The organism is Paenibacillus sp. FSL M7-0896, from assembly GCF_037975415.1.
GTDB lineage: Bacteria > Bacillota > Bacilli > Paenibacillales > Paenibacillaceae > Paenibacillus_AQ > Paenibacillus_AQ silagei.
The window spans coordinates 864,100-882,209 of record NZ_CP150250.1 but is presented as its reverse complement, the minus strand read 5'-3'; the positions used below and the strand labels follow the sequence as shown (position 1 = coordinate 882,209).

Below are 18,110 nucleotides of genomic sequence, written 5' to 3'. Positions count from 1 at the left end.
CAGCACGGCAAATACTAGGCAGACATACACAAGCCTAAGGAGGGATGTCCCATGCCAGCGGCCACCAAAGGAACCATTACCGTAGACGGGCAGCAAATCAGCATCACCAATCCCGACAAACCGCTCTGGCCCGAGATGGGCATCACCAAGCAGATCTATCTGCAAAAGCTGGCGGCCCTCTCGCCCTACCTGCTGCGCTATTGCAAAGACCGGCTGCTCACGGTGATCCGCTATCCCCATGGCGTTCCCGGGATGTCCTTCTATCAGAAGAACGCCCCGGAGCCGCTGCCGGAATTCGTCCGCACGGCGGTGCAGGACAATATCACCTACATTGTGCTGCAGGGCCTGCCGGAGCTGCTCTGGCTGGGCAATCTGGCTGCGCTCGAATTCCATCCCTCCCTCCATTATGCCGGCAATACACTGCCCTGCGAATGGATGATTGATCTGGACCCTTCGCTTGAGGTCGAACCGCGGATTATGGAAGCTGCTGCTGTGGTAGGGGAGGTGCTGAGATCGCTCGGACTGGACTCCGTTCCCAAAACCTCGGGAGCCACCGGAGTGCAGATCATTGTTCCGGTTAAGCCGGGGGTGACCTTCGATGAGCTGCGCCGGATCGGGCATTTCGTAGGCCGTTATGTCACCGAGAAGCGACCCGATCTCTTCACCCTGGAGCGTCTGAAGAAGCATCGCGGGGATAAAATATATTTCGATTATCTCCAGCATTACGGCGGCAAAACACTCGCTGCCCCGTACACCCCGCGCGCCCGGCCGCTGGCTACTGTCTCCACTCCCCTCCTGTGGGAGGAGGTTGAACGGGGTGTCAAGCCTACAGATTTCAACCTGCTGAATATAGAAGAGCGTCTCAGCCGGTTAGGAGATCTGATTGCCAAGGTTCCTCCTCAGCCGGTCGAAGCGATTATTGCCAAGCTGCCCTCAGGACAGCAATAAGCCCGCAAATGCCTTTCTCAGGCTGCGGGCTTATCTGGCGTCCAGAATCAGGACGGAAGGTATTATTATATATGGGCATACGGCGCAACAAGTCAGGACCGCCGTATGGGTTACTCTGTCGTTCGTAAATATACCTTCCTTCGAAGCGTTCCGGCTGAACCGGTTACGCTAATGCTAATGAATTGCTTTTTTCTTGAAGCGACCGCCCTTAACATCATGGATATTGCCGATCGCGATGAACGCGTCAGAATCCCAATCTTCTACGATAGACTTCAGCTTCGCTTCTTCCAGACGGGTAATGACAACAAAAATCACTTTCTTGTTATCGCCGGAGAATCCGCCCTCACCATCAAGATAAGTCACTCCGCGTCCCAGACGCTCCGTCAGAGCTTCGCCGATATCACGGAATTTATCACTGATAATCCATACCGACTTGGACTGGTCCAGACCTTCAAGTGTAATATCGATCAGTTTGAAAGCAATGTAATACGCAATGAGCGAGAACATCGCATTATTCCAGCCGAACACAAAGCCTGCGCCGGACAGGATGAACAGGTTGAAGAACATAACGACTTCCCCTACAGAGAACGGAAGCCTCTTGGATACAAGAATGGCTACAATCTCAGTACCATCGAGCGATCCGCCGTAACGGACAACGAGCCCGACCCCAACGCCGAGAATTACCCCTCCGAATACTGCTGCGAGCAGCGGCTCAACCGTAATGGGATGAACAGGATGGAGCAACTGGGTACCGATGGACATTACAATTACAGCAAATAGAGTAGATAAGGCAAATGTCTTACCGATCTGCTTATACCCGATAACCAGAAACGGCAGGTTAAGCAGGGTCAATAGAATACCGAGCGGTATATTGAAAATATGGGACAACATAATGGAAATACCGGTGATTCCGCCATCAATCAACTTATTGGGAACAAGAAAAATTTCAAGGGCAACAGACATCATGGCCGCTCCGATGACAATCATCACAATCCGCTGGGCCAGTCTTGCCGTCTTGAACACTCCAGACTTCTCCGGCTTCTTCTGTTCTTCATTCGTAAAGATATGTTGGCTTACAGTCATAGAACTCCCCCTATAAATAGTATATCTAAGAAGCTTACGAAAGCGAACGTACAGTCGTGCCTTCTCCCCTGTTCTTCTTATATTTCCATTATATCATAAAAGAAAGTCAAATAACGCATGTAAATTGATATAACCTTCGATAATCGATGATTCGGCCATCTTTTCTGTCATAATAGCGGAGATAAGAGCTGACACAGACTTTCTATGCGTTTGACATTACGGCTGCGCTCCCGGAACTTTTTCGGATCAATGAATTCACTCTGCTCCAGATCTCTGCTGAAGTCCTCAGCCAGCTCTGTAATTGTCTCCGGACGGAACAGCACCGCCGTCAGCTCGAAGTTGGAATAGAAGCTGCGCATGTCCAGATTGGCACTGCCGACGGTGGCCAGCAGGCTGTCGATAATCATTACCTTGGCATGCATGAACCCTCTGGTATAGCGGTAAAATTTCACGCCGGCGTCCTGCAGATTCTCCAGATACGCCAGCGTGGCATAATAGACCAGCTTGTTATCCGGCTTCGCCGGGATAATAATCCTTACGTCCACACCGCTAAGGACTGCATTCTTCAGCGCCCTGCAAATCGCGGGGTCGGGGATGAAGTATGGTGAGGTCATCCAGATACGTTGCCTCGCGGCACAGATGGAAGCAAAATACATCTCCTGGGTGGCATCTATGCCCGCATCAGGACCGCTGGCGACAATCTGCACGGCTTCCCTTCCGCTACAGTCATGATCCGGAAAGAAGCGCGGATGGCTGAGAGCTTCACCGGCCGCCAGCCGCCAGTCCTTGAGAAACACATACTGCAGATGATAGACGGCATCCCCTTCAAGCCGCAGATGTGTATCCCGCCAGTACCCCATTTCCGGATTTTTGCCCAGATAATCATCGCCGATGTTCATGCCTCCGGTGAATCCGGTCAGTCCGTCCACCACCAGGATCTTCCGGTGATTGCGGTAGTTGAACCGGCGGTCCGGCAGTGCAGTCAGCGGCGGCAGAAAAAAATAAACCTGCACTCCCGCGTTCTTCAGTGTATTCACAAAGCCCCGGCTAAGTTTATGGCTGCCCAGGCCATCGCACAGCAGGCGCACCCTCACCCCCTGGCGTACCTTGCGGATCATCAGCTCCTGGAACTGCCGGCCGATCCCGTCCTCCCGGAAAATATAAAATTCCATGTGGATATGCTCCTGCGCACCTTCCATCACCTCCAGCATGGACTTATACGCTGCCTGTGCGCTGGACAGCACTTCACACCGGTTGTGGCTTGTAACCGGACTGTCCGCCAGTTCAGAGAACAGATGCAGCAGCTCAGAGCGGTGTTCAAATCCGGGGTTGCCGGTATCCTCCGCCTGCTTGACCTTATGAATCTTGCCGGCAACATGAATACGGATTTCCCGCAGCAGGGAGACGCACCGGTTCACGAGCTTGCGGCTCTGCCAGTAATCGCGCCCCAGGAAATAGTAGAACAGCAGACCCAGCGGCGGGCAGCAGAAGGTAATACATATCCAGGCAAGCGCCCGCTGCGGACGGCGGAATTCGGAAGCGGTAATAATGGCAAGCTGCACAATAAAAAGACATAAGATCACGGCAAATATCCTCATTCCGGGCCTCCTGATCAACTGAATGAACTATTACTATCTCTGCGGGCATAGACAGCGCCTGCTAACTTTCATGAGAAATCTGCGGCGGCAGAAGCCTGCGCTTACTACAGGTTTTGCCTTAACTCTCCTTCTTTATTCAAGTAAACCGTTGTCATGTTCACCTTAGTTATGGAATACATAGAGTAGTAGGACGAATCGGATAAGCCCCCTGCACCCCGACAGATGATTTCAGTCAGTTCATACCCAGCGGCTGCCATGGCCGCAGTAAGGAGACGTTATGAAGAGTCAGCCAAGTCAGGAAAAGATTACGCTGCTCGTTATGCGTGAGGCCGGACGGCCTGTGAAGCAGCTGCAAATGTCAAAGCCCTTCGCTCTGGCGCTGCCTGCCGCGGCCGCGCTGTCGCTCTCCAGTCTGGTCACCTCTATGCATATCCATGCCTCCCGGTCCATCGCAGAGCTGGAGGCCGAAGCGGCCGCCCTATCACTGACCAATATCCGCATGGAGCTGAAGGTTGCCGATAAGGATCAGGCGCTACAGCAGCTGCGCGGCCAGGTAAGCGAGCTCTCGGAGGAAGCGGAGAGCATTAAAGACAAGCTGAAGAGTGTGACTGAGCTGGAAGAGCAACTGCAATCACTGATCAACAAAGAAACCACTTCTTCTGCTGCCGGTAGCGGTTCTAGTGCGGCTATCCGCACTGAAAATACTGGCTCCAAGACCTACAGCGCGGATACGTCAACCTCAGCAGCTTCCTTCAAAGGCAACCAGCCGGTAGTGGCAGATTTGCCTGATACCGGAGCAGGAACCGCAGCCGCCGGAAGCTATGGCAAGGTCAGCCGGTTAAGCGCCGGCCCGTTCATCCGGGAACAGCCGGAAGCTCTCTCTGCCGCCGTATCGCCTGCCGTCAACTTCCGGATCAGGGCTGCTGCTACAGCACTGAGCCTGCCTGCCAATCCGCAGGTCGGCGGTGAATATGTCGCCGTCTACGAGAATGATCCGCAGCGGCTGGTTGAGGAGACAAAGGACGACTTCGAGGAGATCCACAGCATAATGGATGAAATGATCAGCAGTATCTCAAGCACGATTACACAGGCCGAGAAGGCACACAAGACAAGAGCGGAGTTTCAGGCAAAACAAGCCCAGGAGAAGCAAGCCCGGCTGGCACGGGCCGTGATGTGGCCTACCGGCTCGAAGGTCATTACCTCCAGCTTCGGTTACCGCTCCGATCCTTTCAAGGGCGTCTCTGCTTATCATTCCGGGATTGATATTGCCGGAAATATCGGAGATGCAGTATACGCAGCACTGGGCGGCGTCGTTACCTCTGCAGAACAAATGGGAGCCCGGGGCAAATACATCATCATCAAGCATGACAATGGACTGGAGACCTGGTACATGCATTTGAACCAGATGATAGTCACCCCCGGTGAGCGGGTCGGCAAAGGGGAGCAGATCGGCATGCTGGGCAGCACCGGGCGCAGCACGGGCCCCCATCTGCATTTTCAGGTCGTGAAGCAGAACAAGCCGGTGAATCCGCTCAACTATGTTAAGCCTTCATAATATTAAGAATATAAGGAGGAATGCTGGAATGTGGAACAGACGTCAACCGGGTGCTTCACCCAAGTCAACCGACTCGCTGATCGGCCATGGCGGCACGCTCGAAGGGAAAGTGCATTGCGATACGAACCTGCGGATTGAAGGGAATTTCAGCGGGGAGATTCTGTGTGAGGGTATAGTGACGGTTGGTGAACAAGGCACCGTCCACTCCAGCATTGAGGCGCAGGAGATCATTATCGCCGGCAAGGTCTATGGAGACGTAACCGCCCAGCGGAAGCTCATTCTCACCGGAACAGGACAACTGCATGGTAACATTGCCGCCGGTTCCCTGAGCATTGCGGAAGGCAGCCTGCTGAACGGGGCTGTGGCCATGACCGAACAGCCCGCCCCTGAGACAGCGGGCGGGCTGCATACGGTCAATACCAAGAAGACTGCAGGCAAGCGCAGAGAGAGCAAGCAGAGTAAGCTGGAGGGCGCATGAGCCGTAAGCTCTCAGCCTGTACGGTTACACTAGCCAGCCCTATCCTGCTACTTACGCTGCTACATCCCTTTTACGGAACACAATCCATGATACCGCCATGAATACCACATAATACACAGCCAGGACGGCAATCGCGAACCCCAGCGTCGCTCCCCCGGGACCGGTATCCGACACCACATAATTACTAAGATTCATATGGGCAAAAATCAGATAGTTCGCCCACTCATACCGGTCGGGGTTGAAGATGGCGATAAAGATATCCTTGGTGAACATGATCGACAGCGACAGCACAATCGCCAGGCCGCTGGAACGGAATACGCTGGAGATCATGAAGGCAATGGCTGCTGTCAGGAACAGCTCAATGTAGCTGCACAGAATCAGCATGAAGACATATTCCCCTTGCCCCCAGCCCATCACCATGTCCCCCGAAATCCCTGCAGCCCCGGAAGAGAAAATGAAGGCGGAGCCATAGCCGAAAAGAATTAACACTCCCGTGCTGACAAGACTGAAGATAACCAGCGAAATATACTTCGAGAGCAGAATCTTGGAGCGGCTCCAAGGGCGGATCAGCAGCAGCTTAATCGTTCCCCAGGTGAATTCGCCCGCTACGGAGTCGGCAGCCACTAAGGCAGTGAAGATGGTATTCAGGAAAAATGCGATGGTTACGGTGGTCCGGAAGCTGTCCCACAGCCCGACTACATTACTTCCGTTCGTGGTGAAATGAATTAGCGCCGGAAACAGCGCACTCATCAGTGCCAGAAGAACCAGCATAATCCATGTCCGCAGACGTCTGAATATTTTGATATTCTCATTATGTATGAGAGAAGCGAACTCACCCAATGCCTTCACCTCCTGTAATTTCCAAGAATTGATCTTCGAGCGAACGGGACAACGACTTGATGCTGTAGACCTTAATCCCGGCAGCTACCAGCTTGGCATTCAGCTCAGCAATCTCCTCCCGTACCGCATCTACAGCTAATCCGCCTTCCATGATTACACCTTGGCCGATCTGCGCCAGTGCAGCCTCAGGGTTATCTACCTCGAAGAACGTCTGGCTTACCGGTACCGCTGCATCCCCGACCGTCTTAAGCTGCTTCACATCGATCAGCCGGCCGTTCTGGATAATCGCCACACTATCGCACATCAGCTCCATCTCCGACAGCAGGTGACTGGAGACAAACACGGTTGTCCCCTCAGTCTGACACAGCTTGCGCAGATAATCACGCAGCTCGCGGATACCCTGCGGGTCCAGTCCGTTGGTCGGCTCATCCAGAATCAGCAGCTTCGGCCGGTGCAGCAGAGCCTGGGCCACCCCCAGCCGCTGGCGCATCCCTAAGGAATAGGTCTTGACCCGGTCATTGATCCGCTGACTGAGGCCAACCAGCTCAACTACTTCATTGATGCGCTCTTTGGTCACGCCTGGCACCATGCGGGCATACTGGCGAAGATTCTGGTATCCGGTTAGGAACTTGTACATTTCAGGATTCTCTACGATGGCCCCCACATTAGCTATGGCCTCTTCAAAATGGTCTTTGATGCTTCGTCCGCAGATCAGGATATCCCCGCGGCTAATGGAGATCAGTCCTACCATCATACGGATGGTAGTGGTTTTACCGGCTCCGTTCGGCCCGAGGAATCCGAAGATTTGCCCGGGTGGAATGTCGAGTGTCAAGTCGCTGATCAGCGTTTTGGAGCCTATTCTTTTGGTAACCCCCATCAGGCTGGCTACAGGCTTCACCACTTCTGCCGTATTCGGCATAACTTCACTTCCTTTCGTCGGTTTGGTGTGAAACGAGTACAGATTAAAATTAAAGTGTCCATCGCAACTGCGGGAAAGGTTTGGACTTCCCCTCCGTTACTTACACTTTATTGTTATATCCAAAACCCGTTTCAACCATTTATATATTTTACCACACCTTTCCTTTTCCCTGAAATTAGGGAAGAAATGCAGGGAAAGTATAGAAAGGAAACAAAATCATCCTACCGGATGAACGGGATAGCACAATGTGTGCTGTTTTTCGCATACATTCGGAACATGCGCCTGCGTGTGAGCACAATAATCGGCCAGCGTGGGGCGCGAGGGTGGAATGTAATCGAAAAACCGATTATATTGGGCCAGCACGGGGCGTATGAGCGGAATGTAATCGGAAAACCGATTATATTGGGCCAGCACGGGGCGTATGAGCGAAATGTAATCGAAAAACCGATTACATTGGGCCAGCGCGGGGCGTATGAGCGAAATGTAATCGAAAAACCGATTACATTGGACCAGCGCGGACCCCGTGTACCGAATGAGTACTGTTTTTCACATACATTCGGGGCATGCGCCTGCGTGCGAGTACTATATGTGCTGTTTTTCGCATACATTTCCCCCGTCCACCCTCGCGTCAGTACAATGTATGCTGTTTTTCACATACATTCGGGACATGCGCCTGCGTGCGAGTACTATGTGTGCTGTTTTTCGCATACATTTCCCCGTTCACCCTCGCGTCAGGATGGCGTAAAGTAAGTTGTGTACCAAGATTTGGAGCCTAGTCAGGCACCAAAAAAGTAGGGTATCCTCGGGATTGCGAAACCACCAAGGAGGAACCCTACCAATGAATATTTTACCCGAAAGTTCGCTGAATAATCTATTTGAAAAACTTGTTAAAGATTTTGTGAAAGACAACATGGAACGCCTGTTGCGCGCCGAAATCCAGGGGTTTATGGAGAGTGAAGAAGCCGGCGCCAGCAATAGTCGCAATGGCTACTATACGCGAGACTTACACACGAAATACGGCCATATCGAGGATCTTCAGGTGCCCCGGGACCGCCAAAGCCTTTTCCAGACGCAGTTGTTTGAGCCGTACCAGCGGCGGGACGGATGGTTAGAAGAGGCCGTCATCCAAATGTATAAATCGGGCATGGGTACGCGGGATGTGGCCCGGTTCATTGAAAGTATGTTTGGCAGCCACTACTCCCCCACCACGGTCAGCAATATTACGGCTACGGTGCTAGACGATATCCACCAGTGGCAGAAACGGCCACTGAGCAAACGGTACTCCGTCATCTATTTAGATGGGCTGTACGTGAAGCTGAAACGGGGCACGGTTCGTGGTGAAGTGGTCTACTTTGCGATGGGAATTGACGAGGAGGGCCAGCGTCAAATTCTCGGGTTCTACGTGGGTGGCCAAGAGAGTTCGAATGGCTGGCGGGAGGTACTCAAAGACCTGTACGACCGCGGAGCGCAGGAAGTCCTGCTGGGTGTGTTTGACGGGCTACCGGGACTGGATGCGGCGTTTAAAGAGACCTATCCTCAGGCGGATGTACAGCATTGCGTAGTGCACAAAGTGCGGGCCACGTTTCATAAAATTCGGGTGGAGCACAAAACCGATGTCATGGAGGCGTTGAAAACCGTATATACGGCACCGGATGAAGTGGTCGCCCGGGCTAACTTTGATACGGTCAAAGCGAAGTGGAACAAGCTGTATCCGAAGGAAATGAGGTCCTGGGAGGAACAGTTATCCACACTCCTGACGTTCTACAACTATCCGCTGTCGATCCGTAAAGCGATCTACACGTCGAACCCCATCGAGCGGATGAACAAGGAAATCCGCAAGCGTCTGAAACCGATGAACAGTCTGACAAACATGGATGCCGCAGAGAAAATCGTGTACCTGGAGATGCTGGAATACAATGAACGTCATGCAGGGCGGGTCGCCCAAGGCTTTGGAGTGGATGCCGTTAAAAAGAAGCTAAAAGAGCTATTCGAAACACGCTACCCCTCTTTGCCCACACCGGAAGAGGCGTAACAGAGAAATCCAGTTTCTGGGAGTCGGGGTTCCCCCTCCCCCCAGAAACACTACATCCCAACCCGTAACCCGGGGGAGGCACTTCTACTCTTTTACACAAACTTCTTGACGCTACCCGCGTCAGCACAATGTATGCTGTTTTTCACATACATTTGGCCCGCTTACCCATCAGACGAGACCTAATTTCCTGTAAGAAAAACATAAGAGGCTACCTCTTCCATATGGGAAAGAGGTAGCCTCTTGAATTGACAATGCGCTCCGTCAATGCTGAAGCACATCACTTATGAAGTGTAAAATCTTAACCGCCAACACGCGCAAGCTCACGCATATTCGCTTCAAAAGCAGCCATCAGTGCAGCTTCACCGGTCAAACCGCTGCTCTCCACCTTGCGGATCTGCTCCAGCATCCGTTTGTAATCCTTCGGAATGACACGGGCAAATCTCGGCAGGGCCTCATCCCATGAATCCAGAATTGCCCGGCCCGCATTACTGTCTGTATGCTGGGTATGGCGGCTGATCATAGCATGCAGTTCAGCGATTTCGTCCGCTTCCTCTACACGCTCCAGCAGCACCATCTCCAGGTTACAGCGTTTGATGAAGGTGTTGTCAGGATCGTATACATAAGCGATACCGCCCGACATCCCTGCTGCAAAGTTACGGCCTGTTGTACCCAGTACAACCACACGGCCGCCGGTCATGTATTCGCAGCCGTGGTCGCCTACGCCTTCAACGACTACATTCGCCCCGGAGTTGCGGACGGCGAACCGTTCACCGGCAATACCGCTCACATAAGCTTCGCCGCCGGTTGCTCCGTACAGCGCCGTATTTCCGATGATGATATTCTCTTCTGCCGCGAAGGTAGCCTTGCGCGAAGGCCGGATAATCAGCTTGCCTCCGGACAGCCCTTTGCCGACATAGTCATTCGAGTCGCCTTCAACGGTAATAGTGATGCCCTTCGGCACGAAGGCGCCCAGACTCTGTCCCGCAGATCCGGTAAAGTGCAGGCGGATCGTATCGTCCGGCAACCCGGCTGCGCCGTATTTGCGCGTCAGCTCACTGCCGAGAATCGTACCCACGGCACGGTTCACGTTCGTGATCGGCAGGGAAGCTTCCACTGCCGTGCCGGATTCCAGCGCAGGTGCAGCAATATCGAGCAGATGCGTCATATCCAGAGTCTCTTCCAGACCGTGGTTCTGGAACTTGCTGCGGAAGCGTGTGCTTCCTTCCGGCATAGCCGGAATGTGCAGCAGGCTGCTCAGATCGACGCCCTTCTTCTTCCAGTGCGTGGATGCCTTAACCGCATCCAGACAATCGGTACGGCCGACCATCTCTTCAATCGTCCGGAAGCCCAGCTCGGCCATAATCTCGCGCAGATCCTGTGCCACGAAGGTCATGAAGTTCACCACATGCTGCGGATCACCCATGAAGTTCTTGCGAAGCTCAGGGTTCTGGGTAGCTACGCCCACCGGACAAGTGTCCATCTGGCATACACGCATCATGATACAGCCTACGGCTACCAGAGGTGCAGTAGCGAAGCCGTATTCTTCAGCACCCAGCAGAACGGCTACCGCGAGGTCGCGCCCGCTGAGCATCTTGCCGTCAGTCTCCAGCACGACACGGTCGCGCAGATTGTTCAGCATCAGCGTCTGGTGGGTCTCCGCCAGGCCCAGCTCCCAAGGCAGTCCGGCATGACGGATGGAGTTCATCGGCGAAGCGCCGGTCCCCCCATCATAACCGCTGATCAGGATAATATCAGCGCGGCCCTTCGCCACACCTGCGGCAATGGTGCCGACGCCGACTTCAGAGACGAGCTTCACGTTGATGGCAGCGCGCGGATTGGCATTCTTGAGATCATAGATCAACTCTGCCAGATCCTCAATCGAATAGATATCGTGATGCGGCGGCGGCGAGATCAATCCCACACCTGCCGTTGAACCGCGGACCTCTGCCACCCAAGGGTACACCTTGCGGCCCGGAAGCTGTCCGCCTTCACCCGGCTTCGCGCCCTGCGCCATCTTGATCTGAATCTCGTCGGCGTTCACCAGATAGTTGGAGGTAACGCCGAACCGTCCAGAAGCGACCTGCTTGATCGCACTGCGGCGGGAATCGCCGTTAGCGTCCGTAAGGAAGCGCGCCGGATCTTCTCCGCCTTCACCAGTGTTGCTTTTGCCACCGATACGGTTCATGGCAATAGCCAGCGTCTCATGTGCTTCCTTGCTGATCGAGCCGAAGGACATGGCACCGGTCTTGAAGCGTTTCATGATCGATTCAGCGGATTCCACCTCATCCAGTGATACCGGAGCACCTACGCTCTTGAACTGCAGCATCGAGCGCAGCGTCTGGTGCTTCTCGCTTTCGCCCTGAACGAGCGCTGCATACTTCTTATACATCTCATAATCACCGCTGCGCACGGAGTGCTGAAGCAGATGAATGGTCTGCGGGTTGAACAGATGCTCTTCCCCGTCACTGCGCCACTGGTATTCACCGCCGGAATCCAGCACCATATCGTTGCCGTCTTTGTCGGTGAAGGCGCGGTTATGGCTGGCAAGTGCTTCTTGCGCCACTTCCTCCAGGCCAATTCCGCCGATACGCGAAGGTGTCCAAGTGAAGTAACGGTCTACGAACTCGGAATTCAGACCGACCGCTTCAAAGATCTGTGCCCCGCGATAGGACTGAATCGTGGAGATTCCCATTTTGGATAGAATTTTGACCACGCTCTTCGTAGCTGCCTTGATATAGTTCTTCACAGCCTTCTCATGCGAGATTCCGCGGAGCAGGCCTTGGCTGATCATGTCATCAAGACTCTCGAAAGCCAGGTAAGGATTGACCGCACTTACACCATAACCCAGCAGAAGCGCATAATGATGAACTTCACGCGGTTCGCCGGATTCCAGCAGGATGCTGACCTTGGTACGGGTTCCCGAGCGGATCAGATGGTGATGCAGGCTGGAGACTGCCAGGAGCGCCGGAATTGCCGCATTCTCGCGGTCTACACCCCGGTCGGACAGAATAAGGATATTATGTCCCTTGCCCATGACGCGGTCTGCCGCCTCATTCATCCGGTCAAGCGCAATTCTGAGACCCTCTGCCCCCAACTCGGCCGGGAAGAGAATCGGAATGGACATCGACTTGAAGCCCGCACGGCGGACATGACGGATTTTGGCGAAATCCTCGTTCGAGAGAATTGGAGAATCCAGCGAGATCTGCCGGCAGCTCTCCGGTTCTGCCTTCAGCAGGTTGCGTTCAGGTCCGATCGTAGTCGCTGTGGACGTTACCAGTTCTTCACGGATGGCGTCAATCGGCGGGTTGGTGACCTGGGCGAACATCTGCTTAAAGTAATTGTACAGGCGCTGTGGACGGTCTGATAACACGGCCAGCGGCGAATCGTAACCCATGGAGCCGACAGCTTCGGCGCCTGTGGAGGCCATAGGCTCCAGCACCTTGCGCAGATCCTCGAAAGTATATCCGAAGGACTGCTGCAGCTGCTGCACATTATCATGCTTCGGATTCGGCAGCTCCGGTGCATCCGGGAGCTGATCGAGACCGATCAGATGCTCATCCAGCCACTCTTGATAAGGCTGCTCGGAGGCGATCTCGGCTTTGACCTCTTCGTCCGAGATAATCCGGCCCTGCTTCGTATCCACGAGAAGCATGCGGCCCGGTCTCAGCCGGTCTTTGTATAGAACATCTTCTGCCGGAATGTCGAGGACACCCGCTTCAGAGGAAAGAATAATCAGATCATCTTTGGTGACATAGTAACGCGCAGGACGCAGGCCGTTACGGTCCAGGATGGCCCCGATCTGTACACCGTCGGTAAAGCCCATTGCGGCAGGTCCGTCCCACGGTTCCATCAGGGTGCTGTGGTATTCATAGAAGGCTTTCTTCTTCTCGTCCATGCTGTCATGATTGCTCCAAGGCTCAGGAACCATCATCATCGCCACATGGGGCAGGGAGCGTCCGCTCAGGTAGAGGAATTCAAAGGTATTATCGAACATGGCCGTATCGGAGCCGTCCGGGTTCACCACCGGCTTAACTTTGCTGATGTCTTCTCCGAACTTCTCGCTCTTGAACAGCGACTGGCGGGCATGCATCCAGTTCACATTGCCGCGAAGGGTGTTAATTTCACCGTTGTGGATCATGAAGCGGTAAGGGTGGGCACGTTCCCAGCTCGGGAAGGTGTTGGTGCTGAAGCGGGAGTGGACCAGCGCAATCGCTGATTCCAGCGTCTCCTCCTGGAGGTCCAGATAGAATTGTCCTACCTGTACGGTAGTGAGCATGCCTTTGTATACGATCTTCTTACAGGAAAGACTCGGCACATAGAAGGATTCGCCCTCTTCTGCCCCGCCGTAGCGGATCGCCAGCTCTGCCCGTTTGCGGATCACATACAGCTTGCGTTCGAAGGACAGGTCATCCTTGATTCCCTCCGAGCGGCCGATAAATACCTGCCGTACATAAGGCTTAGCAGCCTTGGCTGTCTTGCCGAGCATTTCGTCAAAGGTCGGGACATCGCGGTAACCGAGTACCTGCTGCCCCTCTTCCGCGATAATCTCGCTCAGGAGCGCCTCGTGGCGGGCGCGGATCTCCTCGTTATGAGACAGAAAGATCATGCCCACGCCATAATGGCCCGGCTCCGGAAGCTCAAAGCCCAGCTTCGCAGCTTCGCCGGCAAAGAAACGGTGGGGAATCTGCAGCATAATGCCGGCTCCGTCTCCAGAGTTCGGCTCACTTCCCTGGCCTCCCCGATGCTCCATATTGAAGAGCATAGTCAGTGCATTACTGACAATCTCATGGGACGGCTTGCCTTTTATATGCGCGACAAATCCCATGCCGCAAGCGTCTTTTTCGAACTGGGGATCATAAAGGCCCTGTTTGCCGGGCAGTTCAGTGTGTCTCATCACATGCAACCTCTCTATTATAAAGTAGACGGAATTCCAGGAAAATTTTTCAGCGGAAAATCTTAATAATTATTCAGGCAGAATTGGTGTTATTATTTTATCATCGAGCTGACATGAGCGCAATTTAAACTTTTTTATGAGCTTGATTAACATTTGCTTTTGCATTGCAGCTTTAGCGAATAAAAGCGTAAAAAAACTGTCGAATGTATAATTATGCATAAATGACGAATAAGTGCTTATGCACTGAAAGCGTTTCAATCATTTTCCCGGCCTGAAAACAGCACTTCCTTTAGCTATTTATATTTATGAATAAACCAAAAGCGCCCCGTAAAGGGGCGCTTTTGGTTCGTATGTTGTACAAAGAATGTTGTTGATTTATACAGTCAAAACTTGTTCACTTTTCAGTACCGCTTCATTGCCGCGGTCGCGGGTCATGAAGTAGGTGAAGGTAAGAGCCAGGAAGATTATCCCATAAGCGCCAAGCGTTCCTGCATCGGCCCACATGGAGCCGAAGTCTCCCGTAGAGATTACTGCCTTGAAGCCTTTGACACTGTAAGTCATCGGCAGCAGCGGATTGAAGATCTTCATCCAGTTAGGAATCAGCTCCAGCGGGAAGGTTCCTGCGCTTGTAGTCAACTGGAAGATCAGAATCAGAATGACTACGAAGCGGCCAGGCTGATCCAACCAAGTAACAATCGCTTGAATCATCCACATGAAGGCCAGGCTGGTAATGAACGAGAAGGCGTAGAACAAGGGTACATTCTGTACTTCAAGTCCCAGACCATACAAGACAATCAGGACAGCCAGCAGAGCCTGAAGCACACTCATCATGGAGAATGTAAGTGTACGGCTCATGAACCGGTTGAACCGGCTGGCTCCAATGACTTCGGAATCACGCATAGGGATAACAATCGTACAGATCAGAGCACCTACGAACAATCCGAGGGACAGGAAGTAAGGAGCGAATCCTGTGCCGTAGTTAGGCACCTTGTTAACCTTCACTTCTTCGATCTGTACCGGCTGGGCGAACATCGATACCAGTCCATCGGTCTTGTTCACCGATTTGGTCTGTGAAGCCGCATCGCCCAGCTTGCTTGCCAGCTCACCGGAGCCGGTCTTCAGCTCATCCAAGCCATCCTTCAGCTGCCCTGCTCCGTCACTCAGCTTCTTCGAGCCATCGGCTACCGAGCTAAGGCCGCTGCCCAGCTTGCCTGCGCCAGCCAGCAGCTTCGTGGTGCCGGCTTCCAGCGCCTTGCCGCCGTCTGCCAGCTTCACGCCGCCCGCTGCAGCTTCGTCCAGCTTCGCGCCGAACTGCTTCATGCCTGCGGCCAGCTTCGCGCCGCCGTTCTCCAGTGCGCCTGCTCCGGCGGCCAGCTGATTCTGGCCATCCAGCAGCTGTGTGCTGCCTGCGTAGAGCTTCTGCGCTCCCTCATGCAGCTGGCCCACACCTGCATCCAGCTGCTGTGAACCACTGTGCAGCTGATTCGCTCCCTGCAGCAGCTGCTCCTGGCCGCTGTTCAGGGCCGCAGCTCCGTCAAGGAGCTGCTGCTGGCCCTGGTCCAGCTGCGTCGCGCCCGCAGCTACTGCTGCGCTTGCTGCCACCAGCTTCTGCACCTCAGGGCTTGCTGCCAGCTGAGGATTCGACTTCGCCAGCGCCTGCAGACCGTCAGACACAGCCTTAGCTCCGGCTGCTGTCTTGGCACTTCCGTCCTTCGAAGCCGTAAGTCCGGCTTCAAGCTTCGCACTGCCCTCGGCGGAGGATGATAATCCGGCCGCTAGCTTCGCGCTGCCATCCACAACTGCCTTCGTACCTGTCTGCAGCTTCTCGGTGCCGACGACAGCCGACTGTGTTCCAGCCTGTAGCGAAGCTGTTCCGGCTGCCGTCTTCTGCAGCCCGGCATTCAGCTGCTTGCTGCCCGCTGCCGACTGCGTCACCCCATCCTGCAGCTGCTTATGCGCAGCGGATAACTGCTGCAGTCCTCCGGCCAGCGTGCTGCTGCCGGTTTTGAGTGCGGCTGCTCCGTTATTCAGATCACTCACGCCCTGCGTAAGCGGCGCTACACCATCCAGCAGCTTGCCGGTGCCTTCGGTGAGGACAACCAGATTGTCCTTCAGCTTCAGCGCCCCGTCATCCAGCTTGGTGGCGCCGTCTGCGATCTTGGTCGCACCGTCTCCGGCTTCGCCCAGACCGTCTGCGATTTTGGTGATTTTATCAAACACAGAACTGGTATAAGCTTCCGTAATCTTGGCGGATACCTTGCTCTTAATATCCTTCACTGCCGTGCCGCCAATCTGGCCTGCCAGGAAGTTGTAGCCTTCATTCGGCTCGTAGATGATCTTGGCCGGCTGCGGGTCTGCATCCAGCAGTGTAGTTGCCTTGGCCGAGAAGTCTTCCGGAACCACAATCGCCATATAATAGGTATTGTCCGCAAGCCCGGCTTCCGCCTGCTCCCGGCTGACGAAATTCCACTTGAACCCGTCCGTCTTCTTCAGCTCCGTGACCAGATCTTCTCCGGCGGTCAGCTTGGTGCCTTCATAATCAGCACCCTTATCCTGATTGACAACCGCTACCGGAAGCTCGTTCATTTTACCGTAAGGGTCCCAGAATGCTTTCAGGAACAATCCGCTGTACAGAACAGGAATAAATAGAATGGCGAACATGGAAATACGCATCTTGGGATTCTTGAATACCGCGCCAAGATCCTTCATAAACACGGATAAAGATTTCATTCTGGTTCTCTCCTTATGATCATATGCTCTCTCTTGAAAAATAAGATGACCTGCTGTGAAATGATAGTTTCTTGAATATTACAGTAACACCAGGTGACTGTTTTCCCCAATTGGTCAATCAAAGGCAAAAAAAATAGGTCTATCCTGTTCAGTACGATCCGACTCAGCACCATCCGCCTCAGCCCAGCCGATCCCAATCAGGGAAAGCGCAGCAGTGCGAAACGCCATCCCTATACCGGACTTAACTTCTACTGCGACAGCCCTTCTGCCAAAAACAGATGAAAGTAATACTTGATCTGTTCTTTGGTCAACGGCACATGTACCTTGCTCAGCTCAGCAGTAAGCGCGATATATAACCTGAACATTACCACCGACACAATCTGGGGATCGCAGGGTTTGATTTCCCCTTGACGAATGGCCTGCTCCACCTCCCGTTCCAGATATTCAAGCACCACACTCTCGATCTTGTCGAGTCCTTCACCAGCCTGCGGCGTTCCGAAGTCCAGACTCTCCTGGGAGAGCTTGATGAATAGCTCATGTTCGCTCCGAAATTCCAGCAGGGCATCCAGCACACGGTGCAGATTATCAAAAAACGGCTTATCGCGCCTAATCTCCCGCTCGGCGATCATTTTCATCTCGAGGATAACATCGCGCAGGATTTCATCAAATAACTGTTCCTTGTTCGTAAAAAAGGTGTAAATCGTCCCTTTGCCGACATTGGCAATCTTGGCGACCTGGTCCATCGTTGTTGCCTTATACCCGAATAATGAAAAAGACTTCGTCGCCGCCTGCAGCACCTGCTGCCTTCGATCTACCACAGCCATTCATACACTCCCTTTCCTGAAGGATCGTCTGACACTTCCGTTCTGACCAATTTACTGATCCGGTCACTCGGTCAAGACCAACTTTACCACTTTGCCTATGCCTTTGCAATACTTTTGCTAAATTTTTTTATTTTATTGCAGTGTTTTAACTTTCTATTTACGTCTTATTTGTATAATGTGAGAAAAGAAGCAAAATCCCTAGTATAATA

General features: G+C 53.5%; 11 protein-coding genes. 4 read left to right on the top strand and 7 right to left on the bottom strand.

Going from position 1 to position 18,110, the window contains the following annotated elements; genetic code table 11:
- Positions 1-51: 51 nt before the first annotated feature.
- Positions 52-948: a non-homologous end-joining DNA ligase gene (ligD, locus tag MKY12_RS03650; RefSeq protein ID WP_339253937.1), complete on the top strand. Its 897-nt coding sequence runs from the start codon at positions 52-54 to the stop codon at positions 946-948.
- Positions 949-1,122: 174 nt separating this feature from the next.
- On the opposite strand, the gene MKY12_RS03645 is transcribed toward ligD, so the two are convergent.
- On the bottom strand, positions 1,123-2,031 hold the full coding sequence (locus MKY12_RS03645; protein WP_036723169.1) for a YitT family protein: 909 nt from the start codon (positions 2,029-2,031) through the stop codon (positions 1,123-1,125).
- Between the two features lie 167 nt (positions 2,032-2,198).
- Positions 2,199-3,629 (bottom strand): cardiolipin synthase, encoded by a 1,431-nt coding sequence (cls, locus tag MKY12_RS03640; RefSeq protein WP_209878257.1) that lies wholly within the window; start codon positions 3,627-3,629, stop codon positions 2,199-2,201.
- 277 nt (positions 3,630-3,906) lie between these two features.
- On the opposite strand from cls, the gene MKY12_RS03635 reads away from it, so the two are divergent.
- Together MKY12_RS03635 and MKY12_RS03630 are read left to right on the top strand one after the other, a co-directional pair.
- A complete protein-coding gene (locus MKY12_RS03635) occupies positions 3,907-5,184 on the top strand; it encodes a M23 family metallopeptidase (RefSeq protein ID WP_339253935.1) in 1,278 nt (425 codons plus the stop codon).
- A 28-nt stretch (positions 5,185-5,212) separates the two neighbouring features.
- Positions 5,213-5,662 carry a polymer-forming cytoskeletal protein gene (locus MKY12_RS03630; RefSeq protein ID WP_339253933.1) on the top strand — a complete coding sequence of 150 codons (450 nt, stop codon included), beginning with the start codon at positions 5,213-5,215 and terminating at the stop codon, positions 5,660-5,662.
- 51 nt (positions 5,663-5,713) lie between these two features.
- On the opposite strand, the gene MKY12_RS03625 is transcribed toward MKY12_RS03630, so the two are convergent.
- Both MKY12_RS03625 and MKY12_RS03620 read right to left on the bottom strand, forming a co-directional pair.
- The gene (locus tag MKY12_RS03625) at positions 5,714-6,502 is read right to left on the bottom strand and encodes an ABC transporter permease subunit (RefSeq protein ID WP_209878251.1); all 789 of its coding nucleotides are present in this window, start codon (positions 6,500-6,502) and stop codon (positions 5,714-5,716) included.
- Complete coding sequence (locus tag MKY12_RS03620) at positions 6,495-7,421, bottom strand: ABC transporter ATP-binding protein (RefSeq protein WP_339253930.1); 927 nt, start codon at positions 7,419-7,421, stop codon at positions 6,495-6,497. Before MKY12_RS03620 ends, MKY12_RS03625 begins: the two co-directional genes overlap by 8 nt.
- Before the next feature lie 838 nt (positions 7,422-8,259).
- On the opposite strand from MKY12_RS03620, the gene MKY12_RS03615 reads away from it, so the two are divergent.
- A complete protein-coding gene (locus tag MKY12_RS03615; RefSeq protein WP_339249823.1) occupies positions 8,260-9,453 on the top strand; it encodes an IS256 family transposase in 1,194 nt (397 codons plus the stop codon).
- Between the two features lie 298 nt (positions 9,454-9,751).
- Here the strand turns inward: MKY12_RS03615 and gltB are convergent, their stop codons facing one another.
- From gltB to MKY12_RS03600, 3 genes are all read right to left on the bottom strand, one after another.
- Complete coding sequence (gene gltB / locus MKY12_RS03610) at positions 9,752-14,347, bottom strand: glutamate synthase large subunit (RefSeq protein ID WP_339312963.1); 4,596 nt, start codon at positions 14,345-14,347, stop codon at positions 9,752-9,754.
- 375 nt (positions 14,348-14,722) lie between these two features.
- Positions 14,723-17,077, bottom strand: a complete 2,355-nt coding sequence (locus MKY12_RS03605; RefSeq protein ID WP_339312962.1) for a YhgE/Pip domain-containing protein — start codon at positions 17,075-17,077, stop codon at positions 14,723-14,725.
- 248 nt (positions 17,078-17,325) lie between these two features.
- Positions 17,326-17,901, bottom strand: a complete 576-nt coding sequence (locus tag MKY12_RS03600) for a TetR/AcrR family transcriptional regulator (protein WP_076081070.1) — start codon at positions 17,899-17,901, stop codon at positions 17,326-17,328.
- Between the last annotated feature and the right edge of the window lie 209 nt (positions 17,902-18,110).

What these genes read in the sequence shown, in the direction of transcription:
- ligD (WP_339253937.1), top strand. Translation starts at nt 52, where the DNA reads ATGCCAGCGGCCACCAAAGGAACCATTACCGTAGACGGGCAGCAAATC.
- MKY12_RS03605 (WP_339312962.1), bottom strand. Translation starts at nt 17,077, where the DNA reads ATGAAATCTTTATCCGTGTTTATGAAGGATCTTGGCGCGGTATTCAAG.
- MKY12_RS03615 (WP_339249823.1), top strand. Translation starts at nt 8,260, where the DNA reads ATGAATATTTTACCCGAAAGTTCGCTGAATAATCTATTTGAAAAACTT.
- MKY12_RS03645 (WP_036723169.1), bottom strand. Translation starts at nt 2,031, where the DNA reads ATGACTGTAAGCCAACATATCTTTACGAATGAAGAACAGAAGAAGCCG.
- MKY12_RS03635 (WP_339253935.1), top strand. Translation starts at nt 3,907, where the DNA reads ATGAAGAGTCAGCCAAGTCAGGAAAAGATTACGCTGCTCGTTATGCGT.
- cls (WP_209878257.1), bottom strand. Translation starts at nt 3,629, where the DNA reads ATGAGGATATTTGCCGTGATCTTATGTCTTTTTATTGTGCAGCTTGCC.
- gltB (WP_339312963.1), bottom strand. Translation starts at nt 14,347, where the DNA reads ATGAGACACACTGAACTGCCCGGCAAACAGGGCCTTTATGATCCCCAG.
- MKY12_RS03630 (WP_339253933.1), top strand. Translation starts at nt 5,213, where the DNA reads ATGTGGAACAGACGTCAACCGGGTGCTTCACCCAAGTCAACCGACTCG.
- MKY12_RS03620 (WP_339253930.1), bottom strand. Translation starts at nt 7,421, where the DNA reads ATGCCGAATACGGCAGAAGTGGTGAAGCCTGTAGCCAGCCTGATGGGG.
- MKY12_RS03600 (WP_076081070.1), bottom strand. Translation starts at nt 17,901, where the DNA reads ATGGCTGTGGTAGATCGAAGGCAGCAGGTGCTGCAGGCGGCGACGAAG.